Genomic DNA, 16,640 nt, shown 5'->3' with positions numbered 1-16,640 from the left:
CTCATGTGTTCAGTCTACAACATCAAACGAGCTGTTACACACCCGAATTAACTCATGTATGGCGATTCACCAGAGCCTACTTCTGAGACGCCGGAGTTCGCCATTCGTTCTCGCTGTAGCATCCGTTTCAATCCCTTCTCTGGGTTTTCTACTTCTGAGACGAAGAAACGCTCCGCGAACGCCTCGAAGCCTACGGAGTTTCAATCCCTTCTCTGGGTTTTCTACTTCTGAGACCCGCGCTTAGGAGGGTTAGCGTCAGTTCGCGGCGTCCGTTTCAATCCCTTCTCTGGGTTTTCTACTTCTGAGACACCTCTATTCCCCAGCGTCGTCCGAAAGCATCTTCAAAGTTTCAATCCCTTCTCTGGGTTTTCTACTTCTGAGACTCATCCCGCTCGTCAGGTGGCTTCGGTTGCTTACTGTTTCAATCCCTTCTCTGGGTTTTCTACTTCTGAGACGGGGATAGAATAGGAGCCGTCGTTTACCCCTCCTGTCGTTTCAATCCCTTCTCTGGGTTTTCTACTTCTGAGACGCTATACTCCCCGGCGTAGGTGGCGGAGATGGCGACGGGTTTCAATCCCTTCTCTGGGTTTTCTACTTCTGAGACCGACGAGGTCGCCGCCGGGTAGAACACCTTGCTCAATGTTTCAATCCCTTCTCTGGGTTTTCTACTTCTGAGACCGAGTTGCACGAGCCAGCGCATCAAGTCTACGGGTTTGTTTCAATCCCTTCTCTGGGTTTTCTACTTCTGAGACGTCGTGCCGAAGTCGAGTCCGTCGCCTTCGGAGACGGGTTTCAATCCCTTCTCTGGGTTTTCTACTTCTGAGACTCGCGCCGTCGCCGAGAATCAGGAGCGCGACCTCGAAGTTTCAATCCCTTCTCTGGGTTTTCTACTTCTGAGACCCGGTAGGAGCGCCGCGAGTTCGGTGTCGCTGTCCATGTTTCAATCCCTTCTCTGGGTTTTCTACTTCTGAGACACGGCGAAGGGCGAGACGATCGCGCCCCTCGACCGGTTTCAATCCCTTCTCTGGGTTTTCTACTTCTGAGACAGTAGAAGATGAAAATGGAGGCATAATATTCTCTGAGTTTCAATCCCTTCTCTGGGTTTTCTACTTCTGAGACCCACGAGGCTTCTGAAGTAGTTTCTGCCCTTCCACGGTTTCAATCCCTTCTCTGGGTTTTCTACTTCTGAGACCATATGCTCCCCCATCAATCTCAACGAGCGTATACCGTTTCAATCCCTTCTCTGGGTTTTCTACTTCTGAGACCGGATCGACAGAATCCGACGACACTACCGTCTGCGTGTTTCAATCCCTTCTCTGGGTTTTCTACTTCTGAGACCCCTCGGATGCCGAGCTCCTACTGCAGACGACAGGCTCGTTTCAATCCCTTCTCTGGGTTTTCTACTTCTGAGACTGGGATTCCGAGTACGGCATGAGCGAGGACATCAATGTTTCAATCCCTTCTCTGGGTTTTCTACTTCTGAGACCTGGAACGATCTATAACTCGTTCGATGGATATACGGTGGTTTCAATCCCTTCTCTGGGTTTTCTACTTCTGAGACCGGATGCTTGCGCGGGCATCCTCAGAGATAGACGGAGTTTCAATCCCTTCTCTGGGTTTTCTACTTCTGAGACTCTGCCTGTGTCCATCGGCGCGTTTTCCGACGCCGGTTTCAATCCCTTCTCTGGGTTTTCTACTTCTGAGACTCCATCCAGCCGATCGATGAGGCTCTATTCGGGGCGGTTTCAATCCCTTCTCTGGGTTTTCTACTTCTGAGACCGACGAGGTCGCCGCCGGGTAGAACACCTTGCTCAATGTTTCAATCCCTTCTCTGGGTTTTCTACTTCTGAGACAACAATATTCTGACTGAGCAGGGGCATATCATAATGTTTCAATCCCTTCTCTGGGTTTTCTACTTCTGAGACTCACGGCGAAGGGCGAGACGATCGCGCCCCTCGACCGGTTTCAATCCCTTCTCTGGGTTTTCTACTTCTGAGACCGCCGGAGCATGTCGAACGACGTCGTCAATCTCGGATAGTTTCAATCCCTTCTCTGGGTTTTCTACTTCTGAGACAGGACTCTGGGAAGGTCAAACACGGAGAACTCGTCGTTTCAATCCCTTCTCTGGGTTTTCTACTTCTGAGACTCTTGTAGTCTTTGTAGAAGCTCTCCATCCGTCACGGTTTCAATCCCTTCTCTGGGTTTTCTACTTCTGAGACAGACCGAGGTCGTCGGCGAACTCCGCGGCTTCGTCGTTTCAATCCCTTCTCTGGGTTTTCTACTTCTGAGACACTGGACGCGGGGCAACTGGTTCGACGCGCTGTTCCGTTTCAATCCCTTCTCTGGGTTTTCTACTTCTGAGACCGGACTCGTTGAATGGCTCGTACGCGAGACAAAGAGAGTTTCAATCCCTTCTCTGGGTTTTCTACTTCTGAGACCGGACGTGTCCGGACGAAGGACGCAGCCGACGCGGCTGTTTCAATCCCTTCTCTGGGTTTTCTACTTCTGAGACGTCGAGCGCGGCGTCGACATCTCCGCCACTCTCAATAGTTTCAATCCCTTCTCTGGGTTTTCTACTTCTGAGACGAACTGGAAGTACGCGACCTCGCCGCCGTCCTCGTAGTTTCAATCCCTTCTCTGGGTTTTCTACTTCTGAGACCCATATCAATCTGTTCGGCTATACCCTCGTACGCGTCGTTTCAATCCCTTCTCTGGGTTTTCTACTTCTGAGACGCCAGCCGCTCGCGCTGTCGCTCGACACAGCGCGGTTTCAATCCCTTCTCTGGGTTTTCTACTTCTGAGACTTCAGAGCGGGCTTCTGTAACGGACTGATGCACGCGAACCTCGTTTCAATCCCTTCTCTGGGTTTTCTACTTCTGAGACCGTCCACGCACAGGAAGCTAAGGAAGAGACGATGTGGGGTTTCAATCCCTTCTCTGGGTTTTCTACTTCTGAGACAAGTACTTCCGGATAGCATCGGAGCGGTTCGAGAATCGTTTCAATCCCTTCTCTGGGTTTTCTACTTCTGAGACCAGGAGGTCGCGGCGGAGGAGATTGACTGAGTTCATTCGTTTCAATCCCTTCTCTGGGTTTTCTACTTCTGAGACTGCAACCGCATCACGCCGCCAGCCGAAGAACTCCGGGTTTCAATCCCTTCTCTGGGTTTTCTACTTCTGAGACAGTCCAACCTTGGTCTGGAGGGCGCGGCGCACCAGCGTTTCAATCCCTTCTCTGGGTTTTCTACTTCTGAGACGTAGCGGGCGCGTGAGCGGCGGCGTGATGCGCGTTTCAATCCCTTCTCTGGGTTTTCTACTTCTGAGACTCTATCTTCTCGGACGCGCTGAAGAGCGTCCCGGTTTCAATCCCTTCTCTGGGTTTTCTACTTCTGAGACCTGTCGTAGTCCTCGACATCTTCGCTCACTCTCCGTGTTTCAATCCCTTCTCTGGGTTTTCTACTTCTGAGACATGAACTGCCATGTCCGGCGCTTTCGGCGTTCACACGGTTTCAATCCCTTCTCTGGGTTTTCTACTTCTGAGACCTATCGCCGAGGACGCAGAGTTCATCGTCGAGAACGTTTCAATCCCTTCTCTGGGTTTTCTACTTCTGAGACACTCCATCGCTCCTCCTCGACGATCGTCGGCTTCCTCGTTTCAATCCCTTCTCTGGGTTTTCTACTTCTGAGACGCGTCCCTTCCACGAACTGAAGACTGTGCTATCTCCGTTTCAATCCCTTCTCTGGGTTTTCTACTTCTGAGACGAGGAGACGGCATTCACCGACCACATATCTGGCTATAGTTTCAATCCCTTCTCTGGGTTTTCTACTTCTGAGACGGCACCCCAAGAACAGTCCTATAGCCTAATAACTCTTTCTCACGAACGCATATCACCGACTCAGCTCATGAACGGGGGCTATACACCGAGTATAAAACAGTCCATGAACCGGATCAGATCACGTTCGACGCCTCGCCTTCGGACTCCTCGCCTATCTCGGTGATGCCATCGGTACAGTTGGCGCAGAGCTGGTAGATACGGACGCGGTCGCCATCGTCGAGCAGGCTTTCGAGTCTGTCTTCGAGTTCCACCCGCTCGGTGCGCGTCACGTCGAGTTCGAAGACGCTGTACTGTTTCCACGCGCCGTAGCTTTCGAGCGTGCGGTATACGCGTCGGCGCGTTGAGTCGTCCGAAACGTCGTAAGCGATAGCGAGTCTCATCTTGTTCCTCCGTCTACCTCTTGAACCTCAGCGCGTGGTACTCGTCCATCTCACCCACGATCATCTTGCGCAGGAGTATCGCCTGCATCCTTACCGCCTTCCGGCGCGAGACCTTGTACTCGAAATGCGGATGCGTGAACTCCTCCTGCAGGTAGTCGTCCCACTTGTCGAAGTACGTCTTTATTGCGTCGTCGTTGAGCTTGTTGTCCTTGCGGAAGTCGTCGTGCGTCAACGTACCGCGGTTGACGAGACGGACGGCGAAGGCGTCGCAGAAGATGGGGCGGAACTCCTCCTGTAGGTCGAGCGCGAGCGACGGGCGTCCGTGGCGGTCGGCGTGCATGACACCCAGAAACGGGTCGAGGTTGTACTGCCTCAGCGCGCTTATGCACTCGTTCTTCATCATCGTGTACGTCAACGACATGAGCGAGTTGATGTGGTCTTCGGGAGGTCTGCGCGAACGCGTCTCGAACGTCCATCCGCTCGTGAGCGTTCCGTCTAAGAGGGCGAAGTACTCCTCCGCGGCTTCGCCTTCGGTGCCCCGCACCTCGTTCAGATGGCGCGCTTTGGGGAGACGAGCCTGCAGGTCTTCGAGCTTTCCGGTGCCCTTGACACCCTTACGGTGTAGAAGCGTGCGCGAGTTACGTATCTTGGCGTCGACGAACGCACGCGCGATTGCGAGCTTCTCGTCCTCGTCGAGCGCGTACTGTTTTCTTCGGACTTCAGCGATGGTGTTCTTCTGGGGTACGAAGGAGCCGCGGTACTTACCGCGCTGGCTGAAGTAGTTGAGTACGATACCGTTCTCGTTCGCCTTACGCACGAACGGCGTCGTGAAGTTGACGTTGCCGAAGATGTTGACGGTGTCGAGCTTTTCGACGGGGAAGCCGGCGAGTTCGCCCTCGTCGCCGTCGACGTCCCAGACTACGACACGCCCGCCGTCTACGCGTACCTGTGCACCCTGACGCGTCACGTAGACTACGGAGTCGTCGAACAGCTGTTCGGCGGCTTTCATCGTGGTTTCTGTGTCGGTCATTGTGTTTCACCCAGCATCTTCGATTCCTCGGGCATGCAGTACTCGCGGCACGAGCATTTCTCGCACTTGGATGGGTTGTCTACGAAAGGTGGAACATCATCTACGGTCATGTCGAGAATCACGTCAACAATCTCCTTGACCTGCTCCCTGTGCCAGTCTTGAATACGCACGGCGTGACGTTGTCTGTTCGACTCGGTGTAGATGTAACCGACGTTGACGCTACCCGGCACGTTGTCCTCCAACAGCATACAGTAAGCCGCTAACTGGAGTTCGTCGCTCTCGAAGTAGCTACCGCTCTCGGCACGCTTTCGCTCGACAGGCGTCAGAGTGTCGTTCTCGTCGAGCACGTCTATCTTTCCGTGAAGACGGTGCTTTTCGGAGCGCAGATACATCTCCTCAGTCCAGCCACCGCGGCGTGACTTGTTATCATGCTTCACCGAGCCTTCGGTGAGTTCGTAGTTCTTGCCGATGGTGTCGAAGAACTTAATATAGTAGTGACGGCGTGAGCAGTAGACAAACTGGTTTATTTCGCCGACCTGTACGAGTTCGTCGCGTTTCAGTCCCATGACCAGTCCCTATCTCTGGCATCTTCCTCTTCCTTGTCCTGCACGAGGCAGTGCATAAATAGCGCGGTGGTGCCAAACGTTATGCTGTCGCCGTCAAACGGATATACAAAAAAGAAGTCCCCAAATCCGTACTGTGCTTCGTTCATCGACGGTCTGCCGGGGAACGCGTACACGAGGCGTTCTGCGTCAGTTAGTTCCTCCCGTAGGTAGTCTAGTCCTTCGATACGCGGTGCATCGTTGTTTTCGACACGGACGCTGAGACCGCTCAACATGTCCGGCGTGCGCTCCCGGTCAGACGAATTAACCATCTGGTAGAATCCCTGGTTCTCAGACTTGAACGAGACGCTTCTGCCTCCGTATCCATCGGAATCATCGGTAGAAACTTTTCCAAAGAATTCGCAGAATCCAACCGAGTAGTCCTCGTAAGCGTCGTAGAATTTCTTCTCCTCTTCCGACAGACGAGAACGAAACTCTGTCCCTTCATAGAACTCCACTACCCCCCACTTCAGGAGATGTAGCATGTTGTAGAGTTTCATTTCGTCGGAAACATGATCTCGAATCATGACCTGAAGTCCGGAGCCACGGTAAGTCTTCATTTCCTCAACGACATCTCTCGAAGTCCAGTCGCGAAGCCGTTTGAGGTCATCCTTGTCGAAATCTCTATCGTACGGTTCGTAGTAGTGCCTCTCTATTCTACGTAATCCGTTGTTCCTCACGTTTTCTTCTTCATCCGACGGTACGTCGTTAACCCGTTTCAGAACGTGGTCGTACGCTTCTACGTCGCTCCATCTCGTGGAGTACGAAGAAAGGTCTACTTCGTCGTCGAAAGCTCTCTTTACGCTACTCTCGAACCCTGAACGTGAGACGGTCTCTTCGTCACCAAGTTCGGACTCTATCTTCGCCTTTATTGCTCCGGGGATGTAACACCAAGCATCATGCGGCTCATCCCTGTCGTCGAGTTTTCTAAGACGACCGAGACGCTGTATTAGTTTCGAGGCGTTGGAAGCGGAGAAAACGAGACGCTTTGGTTGGAAGTCGAGACCTACCTCAACCGCGGCGTTGCTCACGAGAACGTCAAAGCTCTCTATCTTGTCTCTCGCCTCCTCGTCGTTGAATCCGGTTATTCGATGGACTTCTCTGTCCAGTTCATCGTTGAGCATCTCGTACACTACGTCCACTTCGTGAACGCCGTCGAGCATTATGACAGTCTGTTCGTCACGGCAGAACTCAACGAACTCCTCGACGTTTTCTTGGTCAAGTAGCTTGTCCGCCGTACGGAACGTTCGTGCTTCTCGGAGTTCGAGATTCACTTCGGGCATGACGCCCATGTACCTTTCATCGGCTTCCGACAGAGGAACGGAGTCGGCGCGTATCGAGTGCGCGTCCTCGCGCATATCTTCCTGTATCCGCTCTTTGACACTTCTGTAGGTGCTGGACTCGTCAGGTGTCGCGCTGAGGAAATAGAACCGGTTAGCTCTCGAATATTCGTCCGAAAGCTCGTTTATTTCGTCTACGAGAAACAGAAGGAGGTCGCGCTGTCTAACGTCTGCAAGATGAAACTCGTCAAAAACCAGCATTCCGAACCTGTTGGGTAGACCGGTGACGTCTCTGTGACGGTACATATCCTTCCGTATCAGGGTGAATATATCCGGGTTCGTGAGAGCGACCGTGACGCGGTTCTTCCCCAGTGATTCGTCGAGTTTTCGACGTAATGCCTTCCCTTTCGTATCCGCACTCCTGTACTCGTCGCGCCACTCAGCAACCGACTCCCCTGTTACTTCTACAATATTAGCACCCGGATAGTTCGAGTCCACGAGGTCACGTGCCGTGTCAAGCTGGTCGGCTATCAGAGCGTTGGTCGGGAAAACGGCTACCGTGTCTATGCCTTCGTCAAGCGCGGGTTTCAGCCACGAGTAGGTCTTACCGCTACCCGTCGGGCTTGTGTTAACCGCGAAGAACTTATCCTCAGTCCCGATGACTTCCTGAGCCTGTGCTTGGTGGTCGTAAGGCTCGAAGCCGAAATAATCTCCCTTAACACGAGGTACTGCGACGCCATCAAGCCGTATCTTCTCCCCTTCACTCATCTCTTCCTCCCCAAGAAGGTCAGGTCAGCGGGTAACTTCGCGTTCGGTCTGTCTTCACGCGGTATCGACAGATAGTCATCCTCGTACTTTGCTTGGAGAATGATAGGCATAGGACGCATCTTCTTCGACACCACGTTGCTCATGGGCGTGTTGTCGTAGTCATTCACACCGAACGGATGGTTAGCTGTGAACTCGCCAGACGACCGATGCGCCTCAACCACCCTCGTACCGACACGAACTTTACCTCTTTTTTTACCGAGACGGGCGTACTCAGGTATGCGCTCGGCAATCTCGTTCGCGTCCGACGACTTCGGAAGCACGTAGAAGCGGAACTCGTTCCCGTGAGAGAACCTGCGCTCGCTCCCGAACTTAGGTAGGTTCAAACCGCTCTGTGGGTCGTCCTCGGCGGAGTAGTTTATCGTAGCGTAGTCGTCGCCGCGTGCATTGTAGAAAGCCGTCGAGTAGTCCGGCTGTTCGACCGGGGCGGCGGGTGTTATGTAGAGTTCTTCCGAGACACCGTCGGTGTCGTCTATGTACGTTGGTCGGAACTCCGTGTCCACGTACCTTCCACCCGCGAAGCCGAGGGCGTAGTACAGAGCCGTGTTGAGTATGTACTCCGAAGTATCGACTAACCGTCCCACCTCACGCGACGCGAAGCCTACGCGTCCCTGTGTACTCAGATACCCCTCAACAACCCTCATGACTCTGTGACCGATTCGATGAACTCCTTCGCGTTGTCTTGCTGTGTTTCGAGCACCTCATCTATGTTCTCGGTAGCTGTTTCCTTCAGCGACTCCACGTCTTCGTCCGAAAGACGCTCGGCATTCAGGCTTTCTGACAGGCTGGCGTACTCCTCACTCAGGAAACTAAGTGCCGCATCAGGGTCAAGCGAGTTCGCGTGCACCACATCTTCGATACTTCCTTCGCTTTCGGCGAACCGATGTACGAGAGCCTTCGAGAGTTCGAGGTTCGCGGGACCTTCCTCGTTTCCGACGTAGATATCGACTACGTGGTTCTTAACACGCCCAAGACGCGACGTAGCGGCTCCGTACCTCTTGTTCTGGAGCGTTATACCGAGAGCGAAGACCACCTCTTCGGGTGTCGCGTCACGGAGGGTGACGACGGACGGGAAAAGCGTTCCCGGCTCGAAGAAGTCCGGCTCACGGACTGCGGCTGTAGCTTCCTTAGCGTAGTCATCGCCGGGTGCGTTCTGGAACTTCTCATCTATCACGGCGGTAGAGTCACGTACTGTGTATGCCGTGTCGTACAGGACGCGCGACGTGACGCTGATAGCTTCATCTCCTTCGCTTGCCGCGCTCCCGTACAGCACGCTCTCAGGACTGTACTGGTTCATCCGGTTGACATTCATGGTATCCTCTATGCCGAGAATATCACGTTGCATCGACTTGCCGTAGCGGCGGTCGCTACCTGTCTGTTTCCTCATGAACATCAGACCGGACGAGTACTCTACCGACTCATCGCCGTCCGATACCGCGACTGTAGCTACATCGGCGTCCTGTCCGTTTGTCGTAAAGACAGCGTGGCTCTTTAGCTCGCGCAACAGAACGATGCTTGTGTAGTTGTTCCGCGGCGAGTTCGTGAGTTCGTCAACTGTACCTCTGTCAAGTGCGTCGGTTATTGATACCATTGTTAGAGCTGAGCCTGTCCGCTTTCTTGTTCTTCTGCCTGTTCGCCTTCTTCGTCTTCGTTCCTGTCCTCACGCCACAGCTTGAGCGTTGCGGCGTAGAATCCGTCGGCGAGGTTGTTCGACATCCGCTTGAGACGGCTCGGATTGCCGTCGCAGACGCCATGGAGAACCTCTTCCACGAAGTAGTCGGCGTACCTCTCGGCACGTTCTTCGACCGTGCCACCGTAATCTGACTTCTCTTCGCTGACTATGTACACCTGTTCGCCCCTACCGACCATCTTCTGTATCCTACCCGAGACGTACAGCTTAGCGTCGTCCTCTGACGGACGGGCCGAACTCATCTCTGTTATCGCCTTGACGCTCTCTCGGAAGACACGCTCGACAGCGTACGCCTTGAATGAGGTGGGGCGCGCAACGTCGTAGGCGCGTCTTGCGAGTTCGTCGATTATGTCGCTCGTTTCTTGAGTCATTCTATCTTAACTCCTGTTGTGGTATCGAGATACTTCGCCTCGTCCATCAGGTTCCATGCTATACGGGAACCCTCATCTGGGTCATTCTGTGCTATGCGTTTGAGCAGGTACGAGCCGGGGAGAAGCTTGTTACGCGTCGCACGCAGGTACTTCGGGAACAGCGAATCCTTGCGCTCTGTCGCGTAGCCGAGGCTGATTAGCGCGCTCGCCGTTCGGAGCGTGTCCTGTAGCTCCGTGAGACGCACGCTTTCGCCGTAGAACCGGGATGTCTGCGACAGTCCCGCACCGATGCGCGCCATCTCGTCGAAGTCGCGTGCCCTCAGGTCGGGGACAGGGTTGGAACTGACGTAGACACGGAGACCCGTGAACCCGGCTATTGCGAGCGCGACGAAGATACCGAAGAATTCGAACTCCGTTTGGTTCTCACTCTGTTTGTAGTAAGCCATCTCGAAGGAGCCGAAACCATCGTCGAAGCCCTGCATCATGCTTTCGACCATGTTGCGTCCTCCGTCTTCCTCAAACGCGAGGTTTCCGAGTACTTCGTCATACTCTTTCTCTCCGTACTTCGACTCAAACAGAGCCTCTGCGAGTCTTCCAACTCGGACACTTCGAGAGTCGTTGTACCTGCTCATCAGAGCGCGTGTCATCCTCCATGACATCGGCGTGAAGAAGTAGTCGGGGACGAAGTGGAAGAAGAGGCGGTCGGGTTCGCGCCAGTTCGAGCCTGTTTCGCGTAGAGAGAACTCTATACGCATCGGTACGGAAATCAGCAGGTTCTCAGGTTTCGATGCTCCGACTCGCGTGTGGTTCGAGAAACCGGCTTGAAGCGTCGTCAGGGACTTCTTTGCCTCCATGTCGCTCTTGTTCATACCCGTCGTCGTCCGGTTCGTCAGCCAGCCTATCTTACCGCCTCTCTTCGACGTGTACTGGTCGAAGGTGTCGTCTATCTCCGCATCGTAGTTCGGTGACTTGCCTTCTACAACGAGTATGTCGGCGATATAAGCCTTGAGTTCATCTCGTATGTCTCCGACAAATGCTTCTTCTATTGAATCCCAACCATCCACTTCGGACAGGTTTTCGACGAGTAGGTAGCCAACCTTCTCGCGAAACTCTTTCGTAGAAAGATCTTTGGCTCTGACACCGTCAACATTCCTGTCAAGTAGCTCCTGTGCTATTCCGTATGAGTAGTCAAACTTACCGCCAGCCGTGAGGTTATCGTGAGCTTCGTCGTCAATCTCAGACAGCCTTTCTAGGAACTCCTCGGATACTCCGAACACTTCTGCAGTCGCGCGTATCTCATCCTCAACATCAAGTTCAGGAACAATGGTCTTCCGGACACCACCAACCAGACGTGCAACACCCACCAACTGACGTGTTTCGTCCAGTTCGATACCGAGAGCGTCACCTGCATCACGTATCGACTCAATCATCGATTCGCTGGGGTCGTTGTCGTCGTCGCCATCAACAGCGGCTTTGTGTGCGAGCGCGTGAACGACGCGTTCCGAACCTGCGTAAAAGAAGTCCTCGTCCGACGGTGAATAGTATCCAAGATGGTACACAGTATTGATGTTCTCCGCAAGCTCCGTTTCGTTGGCGTACGAACGGTGCGAGTTGCGAACCTTCTTAGTGAATGTCTCATAAACATCTTGTACGAAACTCTCGTTTACTTCGGGCTTCTCGTCGCCTTTGTTGGCGTAGACACATCCGTCCTGGTATATAGCGACGACTTCGTAACCGTAGTTTGAAAGAAGATCGGCAACAGCGGCGTTGAGCAGGTTCGTGAGCACGCCTGTCGTTTCATCGAGACTGTGGTAGCCGAGGTCTAGATTCTCGTAAAACACATCATCAAAAGCCGATATTCCGCGGTCACCCACGGCTTCTTCCGGCGTCGGGCTGCTTGCGAAGGAGTCGGCGAGTCGGACGTAGAATTTCCGTTCCGTCCACGCGAGTGTCTCTCTCCCTGTCTTCGCGTTCCACGTGTCGTGATGAGCGCACGCACATGACCAGAGGTCCTCTATACTGGCATTCTCGCCGAAGTCGAGGAGGTCTGTCTTATCGGCGAATTCCCCAACCACCTCGCGCGGTATGTCAAATTCTTTCTCGGGGTTATAGTCCTCGTCGTAAATCGTCTTGTGCAGGTCGTGCGCGACGAACATCGCCACTACATCACGGAGGTCTTCGGGCGACAAGACGCGGTCATCAAGGTCGTCGGCAACCTGATTGAGATGCAGAAGGAAGAAGACGCCGTTTCGGACGTGGTTGAGCAGAGACTGGTCGGTGTTTCCGAACTCAACCGTTTTCGCCCCCTTGAAGCCCCAACCGAGGTCGATGAGCTTGCCGTCGACATTTCTGAGGTAATCGAGAGCTATCTCGTCGTGCTCGTCCGTATCTTCTTCCTCTTTCTCTAACTCTTCGATATACTCACCGGCGTTCTCTATTGTCGGATTCTCATATTCAGCCATATTACACCTCTACAGAAACGGAACCGCACCCTCTTGCGACGGCACTCCCTACGCCGCTGTACTCGCCGAACAGAGCCAGCGCCGTAACGGCGTTCCTCACGTCCTCCGGCGTCCCCCCGACGAACTCGTACGTACATTCGCCCGTGAAGCCCTGTCTGAATATAGGCTGAGGCTCGCCGTCGTCCTGCACGCGGTTGACCATCACGCTGTGCGTATACAGGCTCCGCATCTCCGGCTTCTCGATTACGTTCTCCCCCACCTCGTCGCGCGTCAGGTCGAACTCCAGCGCGTCGGGTGCGACCGCGTTCCACTTGCCGAGGAGCGAAGAGAAGACAGCGGTTCTGTGAGGGAACATCTCGGTCGTCTCCGAACCCCCGTACTTGATACACGTCGGCGTCTCGAACGAGAAACGCAGGGACGGGTCGTCGTAGCCGTCCGCCTCGTTGACAAGCGCCTCGAATCCGCGTTCGTTGCTCCGGAACTCCTCGACGACGAGCGTTCCTCCCCCGACGGTTAGTTCGCCGTCCCCCAGCACCAGAGGCTCCACGAGAGCCTCGAAGACGGAGTCCTCCTCCGGGTCGGTGACGCCCACCTCGAAGTCGTACGTCTCGTCGCGCGCGACGCGTTTGTGGTACCGCCGGTCGGAGGACTCGAAACTCCCGGACAGGCTCGAAACGCTCACCGACGAGAACACCGAGTCGTGTACCTTGGCGCTCGCCTCCTCGTCGGCGTCGTTCATACGCGCAAGAAGCGACGAGTAGAGCGCGTAGCCGTCGGAGTTCTCGACGTGGAAGTCGTCCGTCGGTCTTGCTGTGACCTCGACCTGTCTGGGCATGCGCAAAACGAACGGACGCGCCCGTAATAAGCTTTGCCGCGCTCGTCTTTCGGTTGGCTGAAACTTCCGGCGCGCTCTTTCGGTGAGATGGAACACCGGGACTGCTGGTATGAGGTTACGTTGTCGATAGCCACAAACCCTTCCCTGTACTTTGTAACGACGCCAAAGCTGTTGGAGAGGTGGTCAAAGAAGCGAACCGATCCCAAGCGCCGAAGTTAGCGGGCGACACACGAAAGCCGTAAGTCCCGCGACGACGACACCGTACCCATGACGACGTTCATATCGACACTCGGATTCGACACATCGCATCTTCAGAACCTCCTCGTCGAGGAGGATGTCAAGGACGGTGACCGTCTTCTCATCGTTCGCCCCGAGGACGACGACAGCCGTGGTGAGAGCGCCGTACAGGACGTGGAAGGCATGGTCGGTATGCTCGACACGGAGCTAACGACCGAGGTCGTACGGTTCGAACCGGGCGAGTACGAGGCGACGGTGACGGAACTCGTCGACCGTCTCAACGACACGGACGGGGATATCGTCGTCAGCCTCTCCGGCGGCGACCGTTTTCTACTCGTCTCACTTGCGGTCGCGGCGATGTCGACGACAGCAGACGTCCGTACGACGCATCTCCGATCCGACGTAACCCGCGAGTCGTACGAGGTCGAGGTGCCTTCGGTTCGACCCTCTCTGAACGACCGCGACGCCGAGGTTCTGAGCTACGTGGTCGACAACGGTTCGGTGAGCAACACGCGTATAGCCGCGGCGACAGGGAACTCCGAGACTACGGTTCACAGGAGTGTAGAGGCTCTCGATGATATGGGTTACGTCGAGGTTGACGAGGACGGTGGGAGTAACTCGGTGGAGGCTACCCTCATGGGCAAGGTCGCGGGGAAGACAGTGTAAACTGGACGGTTCGTGGACTGTTTTATACTCCGTGTATAGCCCCCGTCCGCGAACTGAGCCGGTGGTATACGTTCGTGAGAAAGAGTTATTAGGCTATAGGACGGTTCTTGGGGTGGCGTCTCAGAAGTAGAAAACCCGGATGAGGGATTGAAACACACTCGCGCTCGCCGACGAAACCAACGTCAAGCACGTCTCAGAAGTAGAAAACCCGGATGAGGGATTGAAACTGTGCCGACGAACTCGTTCTGTGGGTCTGCGCTTGGTCTCAGAAGTAGAAAACCCGGATGAGGGATTGAAACGCGGAGGCTTTCTCCATTCCAGCACGGCGGATGAACTGTCTCAGAAGTAGAAAACCCGGATGAGGGATTGAAACCAAACTCTCGGTATATGTCCGAGCGGCAAGTTCGCGTCTCAGAAGTAGAAAACCCGGATGAGGGATTGAAACCTGAGAACACACGGCGAGACGGAGTGAACTTTGAGTGGTCTCAGAAGTAGAAAACCCGGATGAGGGATTGAAACGCAGACTACTCGCACGTGCTAGACAGGCTAAAGACCTGTCTCAGAAGTAGAAAACCCGGATGAGGGATTGAAACGTGGCTAACCCACAGACAACCGTGGGCGTGGACATGGTCTCAGAAGTAGAAAACCCGGATGAGGGATTGAAACACGGAGGAGTTTGACGTGCCGCGCGTCGCCGTACTCGTCTCAGAAGTAGAAAACCCGGATGAGGGATTGAAACAGTCTGTCACAGTCTCGGGCTCAGATGTCTCAGGCGTGTCTCAGAAGTAGAAAACCCGGATGAGGGATTGAAACACGGTCTCCTTGACGAACAACAGGAAGTCCGCGAAGCGTCTCAGAAGTAGAAAACCCGGATGAGGGATTGAAACGCGGACTGCCGCGCCGCCTACGTCCTGTGCCTTCGAAGGTCTCAGAAGTAGAAAACCCGGATGAGGGATTGAAACATGGCGAGGACAGCACTCTCGGCGGCGTCGCGGTCCGTCTCAGAAGTAGAAAACCCGGATGAGGGATTGAAACGAGAGAGACGTTGCCCGTCTGCGAGTCGTTGCCGTCGTGTCTCAGAAGTAGAAAACCCGGATGAGGGATTGAAACTCCGAGGGGGCTTAGCCTCCTCGGAACGGGACGCCTAGTCTCAGAAGTAGAAAACCCGGATGAGGGATTGAAACGGCGATAGTACAGTCTTCAGTTCGTGGAAGGGGCGCAGGTCTCAGAAGTAGAAAACCCGGATGAGGGATTGAAACTCCCTCCCTCTGCATCAGTTTTCGGAGCGCGGAGTCTCAGAAGTAGAAAACCCGGATGAGGGATTGAAACATAACCAAAACCGTCCACACCTCTAGGCTCAACAATCGTCTCAGAAGTAGAAAACCCGGATGAGGGATTGAAACCATCATCCGGCGGACGCGTTCACTTCGGCGCTACCGAGTCTCAGAAGTAGAAAACCCGGATGAGGGATTGAAACACCTGCAGAACGCGGAGGTCGTCGCCGAGATAAGCGTCTCAGAAGTAGAAAACCCGGATGAGGGATTGAAACGGGTTGATGTTGTCCCACACCGCCGCCGTCGCAAGGGTCTCAGAAGTAGAAAACCCGGATGAGGGATTGAAACGGATGGAGGGATACTAGGATGATGGGGGATAGACATGGTCTCAGAAGTAGAAAACCCGGATGAGGGATTGAAACGTCTGTCGAATCTTCTCCTTGACCTTCTCGTCTTCCGTCTCAGAAGTAGAAAACCCGGATGAGGGATTGAAACAGAATAGAAACGGATCGAACAGGGATTTCGAAGGTCGTCTCAGAAGTAGAAAACCCGGATGAGGGATTGAAACATAAGTTACGGAAGGAAGGGGTCGCGTGCGCGTTGCGTCTCAGAAGTAGAAAACCCGGATGAGGGATTGAAACGACGAAATAACCGAACAAGACGTTGGCAAAATGCAGGTCTCAGAAGTAGAAAACCCGGATGAGGGATTGAAACCCAACGTCGCCGCATAGCATAACGTATCTCGTCCGCGTCTCAGAAGTAGAAAACCCGGATGAGGGATTGAAACGTTTCCGTCGAATTTTGACCCGGCTGAACCTCAAAGGTCTCAGAAGTAGAAAACCCGGATGAGGGATTGAAACCGCCACGACCGCGTCGAAGCGTCTTGGGAGAAAGCGTAGTCTCAGAAGTAGAAAACCCGGATGAGGGATTGAAACAGTTCACTGAGCGTATCCGCGCTATGCTCCGTGTGTATGTCTCAGAAGTAGAAAACCCGGATGAGGGATTGAAACGCCTTCCTCTACGAGGTTCTGTACCGCGCCACGGAAGAGTCTCAGAAGTAGAAAACCCGGATGAGGGATTGAAACCGGTGTGTAGAGGCTTCGACGTTTCGGAACCAGCGAGTCTCAGAAGTAGAAAACCCGGATGAGGGATTGAA

The 16,640-nt window shown here is 54.2% G+C and carries 10 protein-coding genes and 2 CRISPR repeat arrays; of the genes, 1 reads left to right on the top strand and 9 read right to left on the bottom strand.

Going from position 1 to position 16,640, the window contains the following annotated elements; translation table 11 throughout:
• Nucleotides 1-124 precede the first annotated feature (124 nt).
• A CRISPR array of direct repeats spans nt 125-3,832; the repeat unit is 37 nt; unit sequence GTTTCAATCCCTTCTCTGGGTTTTCTACTTCTGAGAC.
• 113 nt (nt 3,833-3,945) lie between these two features.
• Genes cas2 through cas6 form a run of 9 tightly spaced genes read right to left on the bottom strand, consistent with a single transcriptional unit; the run spans nt 3,946 to nt 13,307 of the window.
• Complete coding sequence (gene cas2, locus EGH25_RS08500) at nt 3,946-4,212, bottom strand: CRISPR-associated endonuclease Cas2 (RefSeq protein ID WP_266087581.1); 267 nt, start codon at nt 4,210-4,212, stop codon at nt 3,946-3,948.
• A gap of 13 nt (nt 4,213-4,225) precedes the next feature.
• Complete coding sequence (gene cas1d, locus EGH25_RS08495; RefSeq protein WP_276591959.1) at nt 4,226-5,221, bottom strand: type I-D CRISPR-associated endonuclease Cas1d; 996 nt, start codon at nt 5,219-5,221, stop codon at nt 4,226-4,228.
• A 17-nt stretch (nt 5,222-5,238) separates the two neighbouring features.
• Nucleotides 5,239-5,808: a CRISPR-associated protein Cas4 gene (gene cas4, locus EGH25_RS08490; protein WP_266087577.1), complete on the bottom strand. Its 570-nt coding sequence runs from the start codon at nt 5,806-5,808 to the stop codon at nt 5,239-5,241.
• Nucleotides 5,799-7,892, bottom strand: a complete 2,094-nt coding sequence (gene cas3 / locus EGH25_RS08485) for a type I-D CRISPR-associated helicase Cas3' (protein WP_266087576.1) — start codon at nt 7,890-7,892, stop codon at nt 5,799-5,801. The genes cas4 and cas3 overlap by 10 nt, the downstream gene beginning before the upstream one ends.
• Nucleotides 7,889-8,593: a type I-D CRISPR-associated protein Cas5/Csc1 gene (gene cas5d, locus EGH25_RS08480; RefSeq protein ID WP_266087575.1), complete on the bottom strand. Its 705-nt coding sequence runs from the start codon at nt 8,591-8,593 to the stop codon at nt 7,889-7,891. Before cas5d ends, cas3 begins: the two co-directional genes overlap by 4 nt.
• Nucleotides 8,590-9,540, bottom strand: a complete 951-nt coding sequence (cas7d, locus tag EGH25_RS08475; protein WP_266087574.1) for a type I-D CRISPR-associated protein Cas7/Csc2 — start codon at nt 9,538-9,540, stop codon at nt 8,590-8,592. Before cas7d ends, cas5d begins: the two co-directional genes overlap by 4 nt.
• 2 nt (nt 9,541-9,542) lie before the next feature.
• Nucleotides 9,543-10,010: a type I-D CRISPR-associated protein Cas10d/Csc3 gene (gene cas10d, locus EGH25_RS08470; protein WP_266087573.1), complete on the bottom strand. Its 468-nt coding sequence runs from the start codon at nt 10,008-10,010 to the stop codon at nt 9,543-9,545.
• On the bottom strand, nt 10,007-12,472 hold the full coding sequence (cas10d, locus tag EGH25_RS08465; RefSeq protein WP_266087571.1) for a type I-D CRISPR-associated protein Cas10d/Csc3: 2,466 nt from the start codon (nt 12,470-12,472) through the stop codon (nt 10,007-10,009). The genes cas10d (EGH25_RS08470) and cas10d (EGH25_RS08465) overlap by 4 nt, the downstream gene beginning before the upstream one ends.
• Nucleotide 12,473: 1 nt before the next feature.
• The gene (gene cas6, locus EGH25_RS08460; protein WP_266087570.1) at nt 12,474-13,307 is read right to left on the bottom strand and encodes a CRISPR system precrRNA processing endoribonuclease RAMP protein Cas6; all 834 of its coding nucleotides are present in this window, start codon (nt 13,305-13,307) and stop codon (nt 12,474-12,476) included.
• A gap of 267 nt (nt 13,308-13,574) precedes the next feature.
• On the opposite strand from cas6, the gene csa3 reads away from it, so the two are divergent.
• Complete coding sequence (gene csa3, locus EGH25_RS08455) at nt 13,575-14,210, top strand: CRISPR-associated CARF protein Csa3 (RefSeq protein ID WP_266087569.1); 636 nt, start codon at nt 13,575-13,577, stop codon at nt 14,208-14,210.
• 117 nt (nt 14,211-14,327) lie between these two features.
• Nucleotides 14,328-16,569: a CRISPR direct-repeat array (repeat unit 37 nt; unit sequence GTCTCAGAAGTAGAAAACCCGGATGAGGGATTGAAAC).
• Nucleotides 16,570-16,640: the final 71 nt, after the last annotated feature.

The sequence above is a fragment of the Halorutilus salinus genome, assembly GCF_026242195.1.
GTDB lineage: Archaea > Halobacteriota > Halobacteria > Halobacteriales > Halorutilaceae > Halorutilus > Halorutilus salinus.
This window is presented reverse-complemented; position numbering and strand designations above follow the sequence as displayed.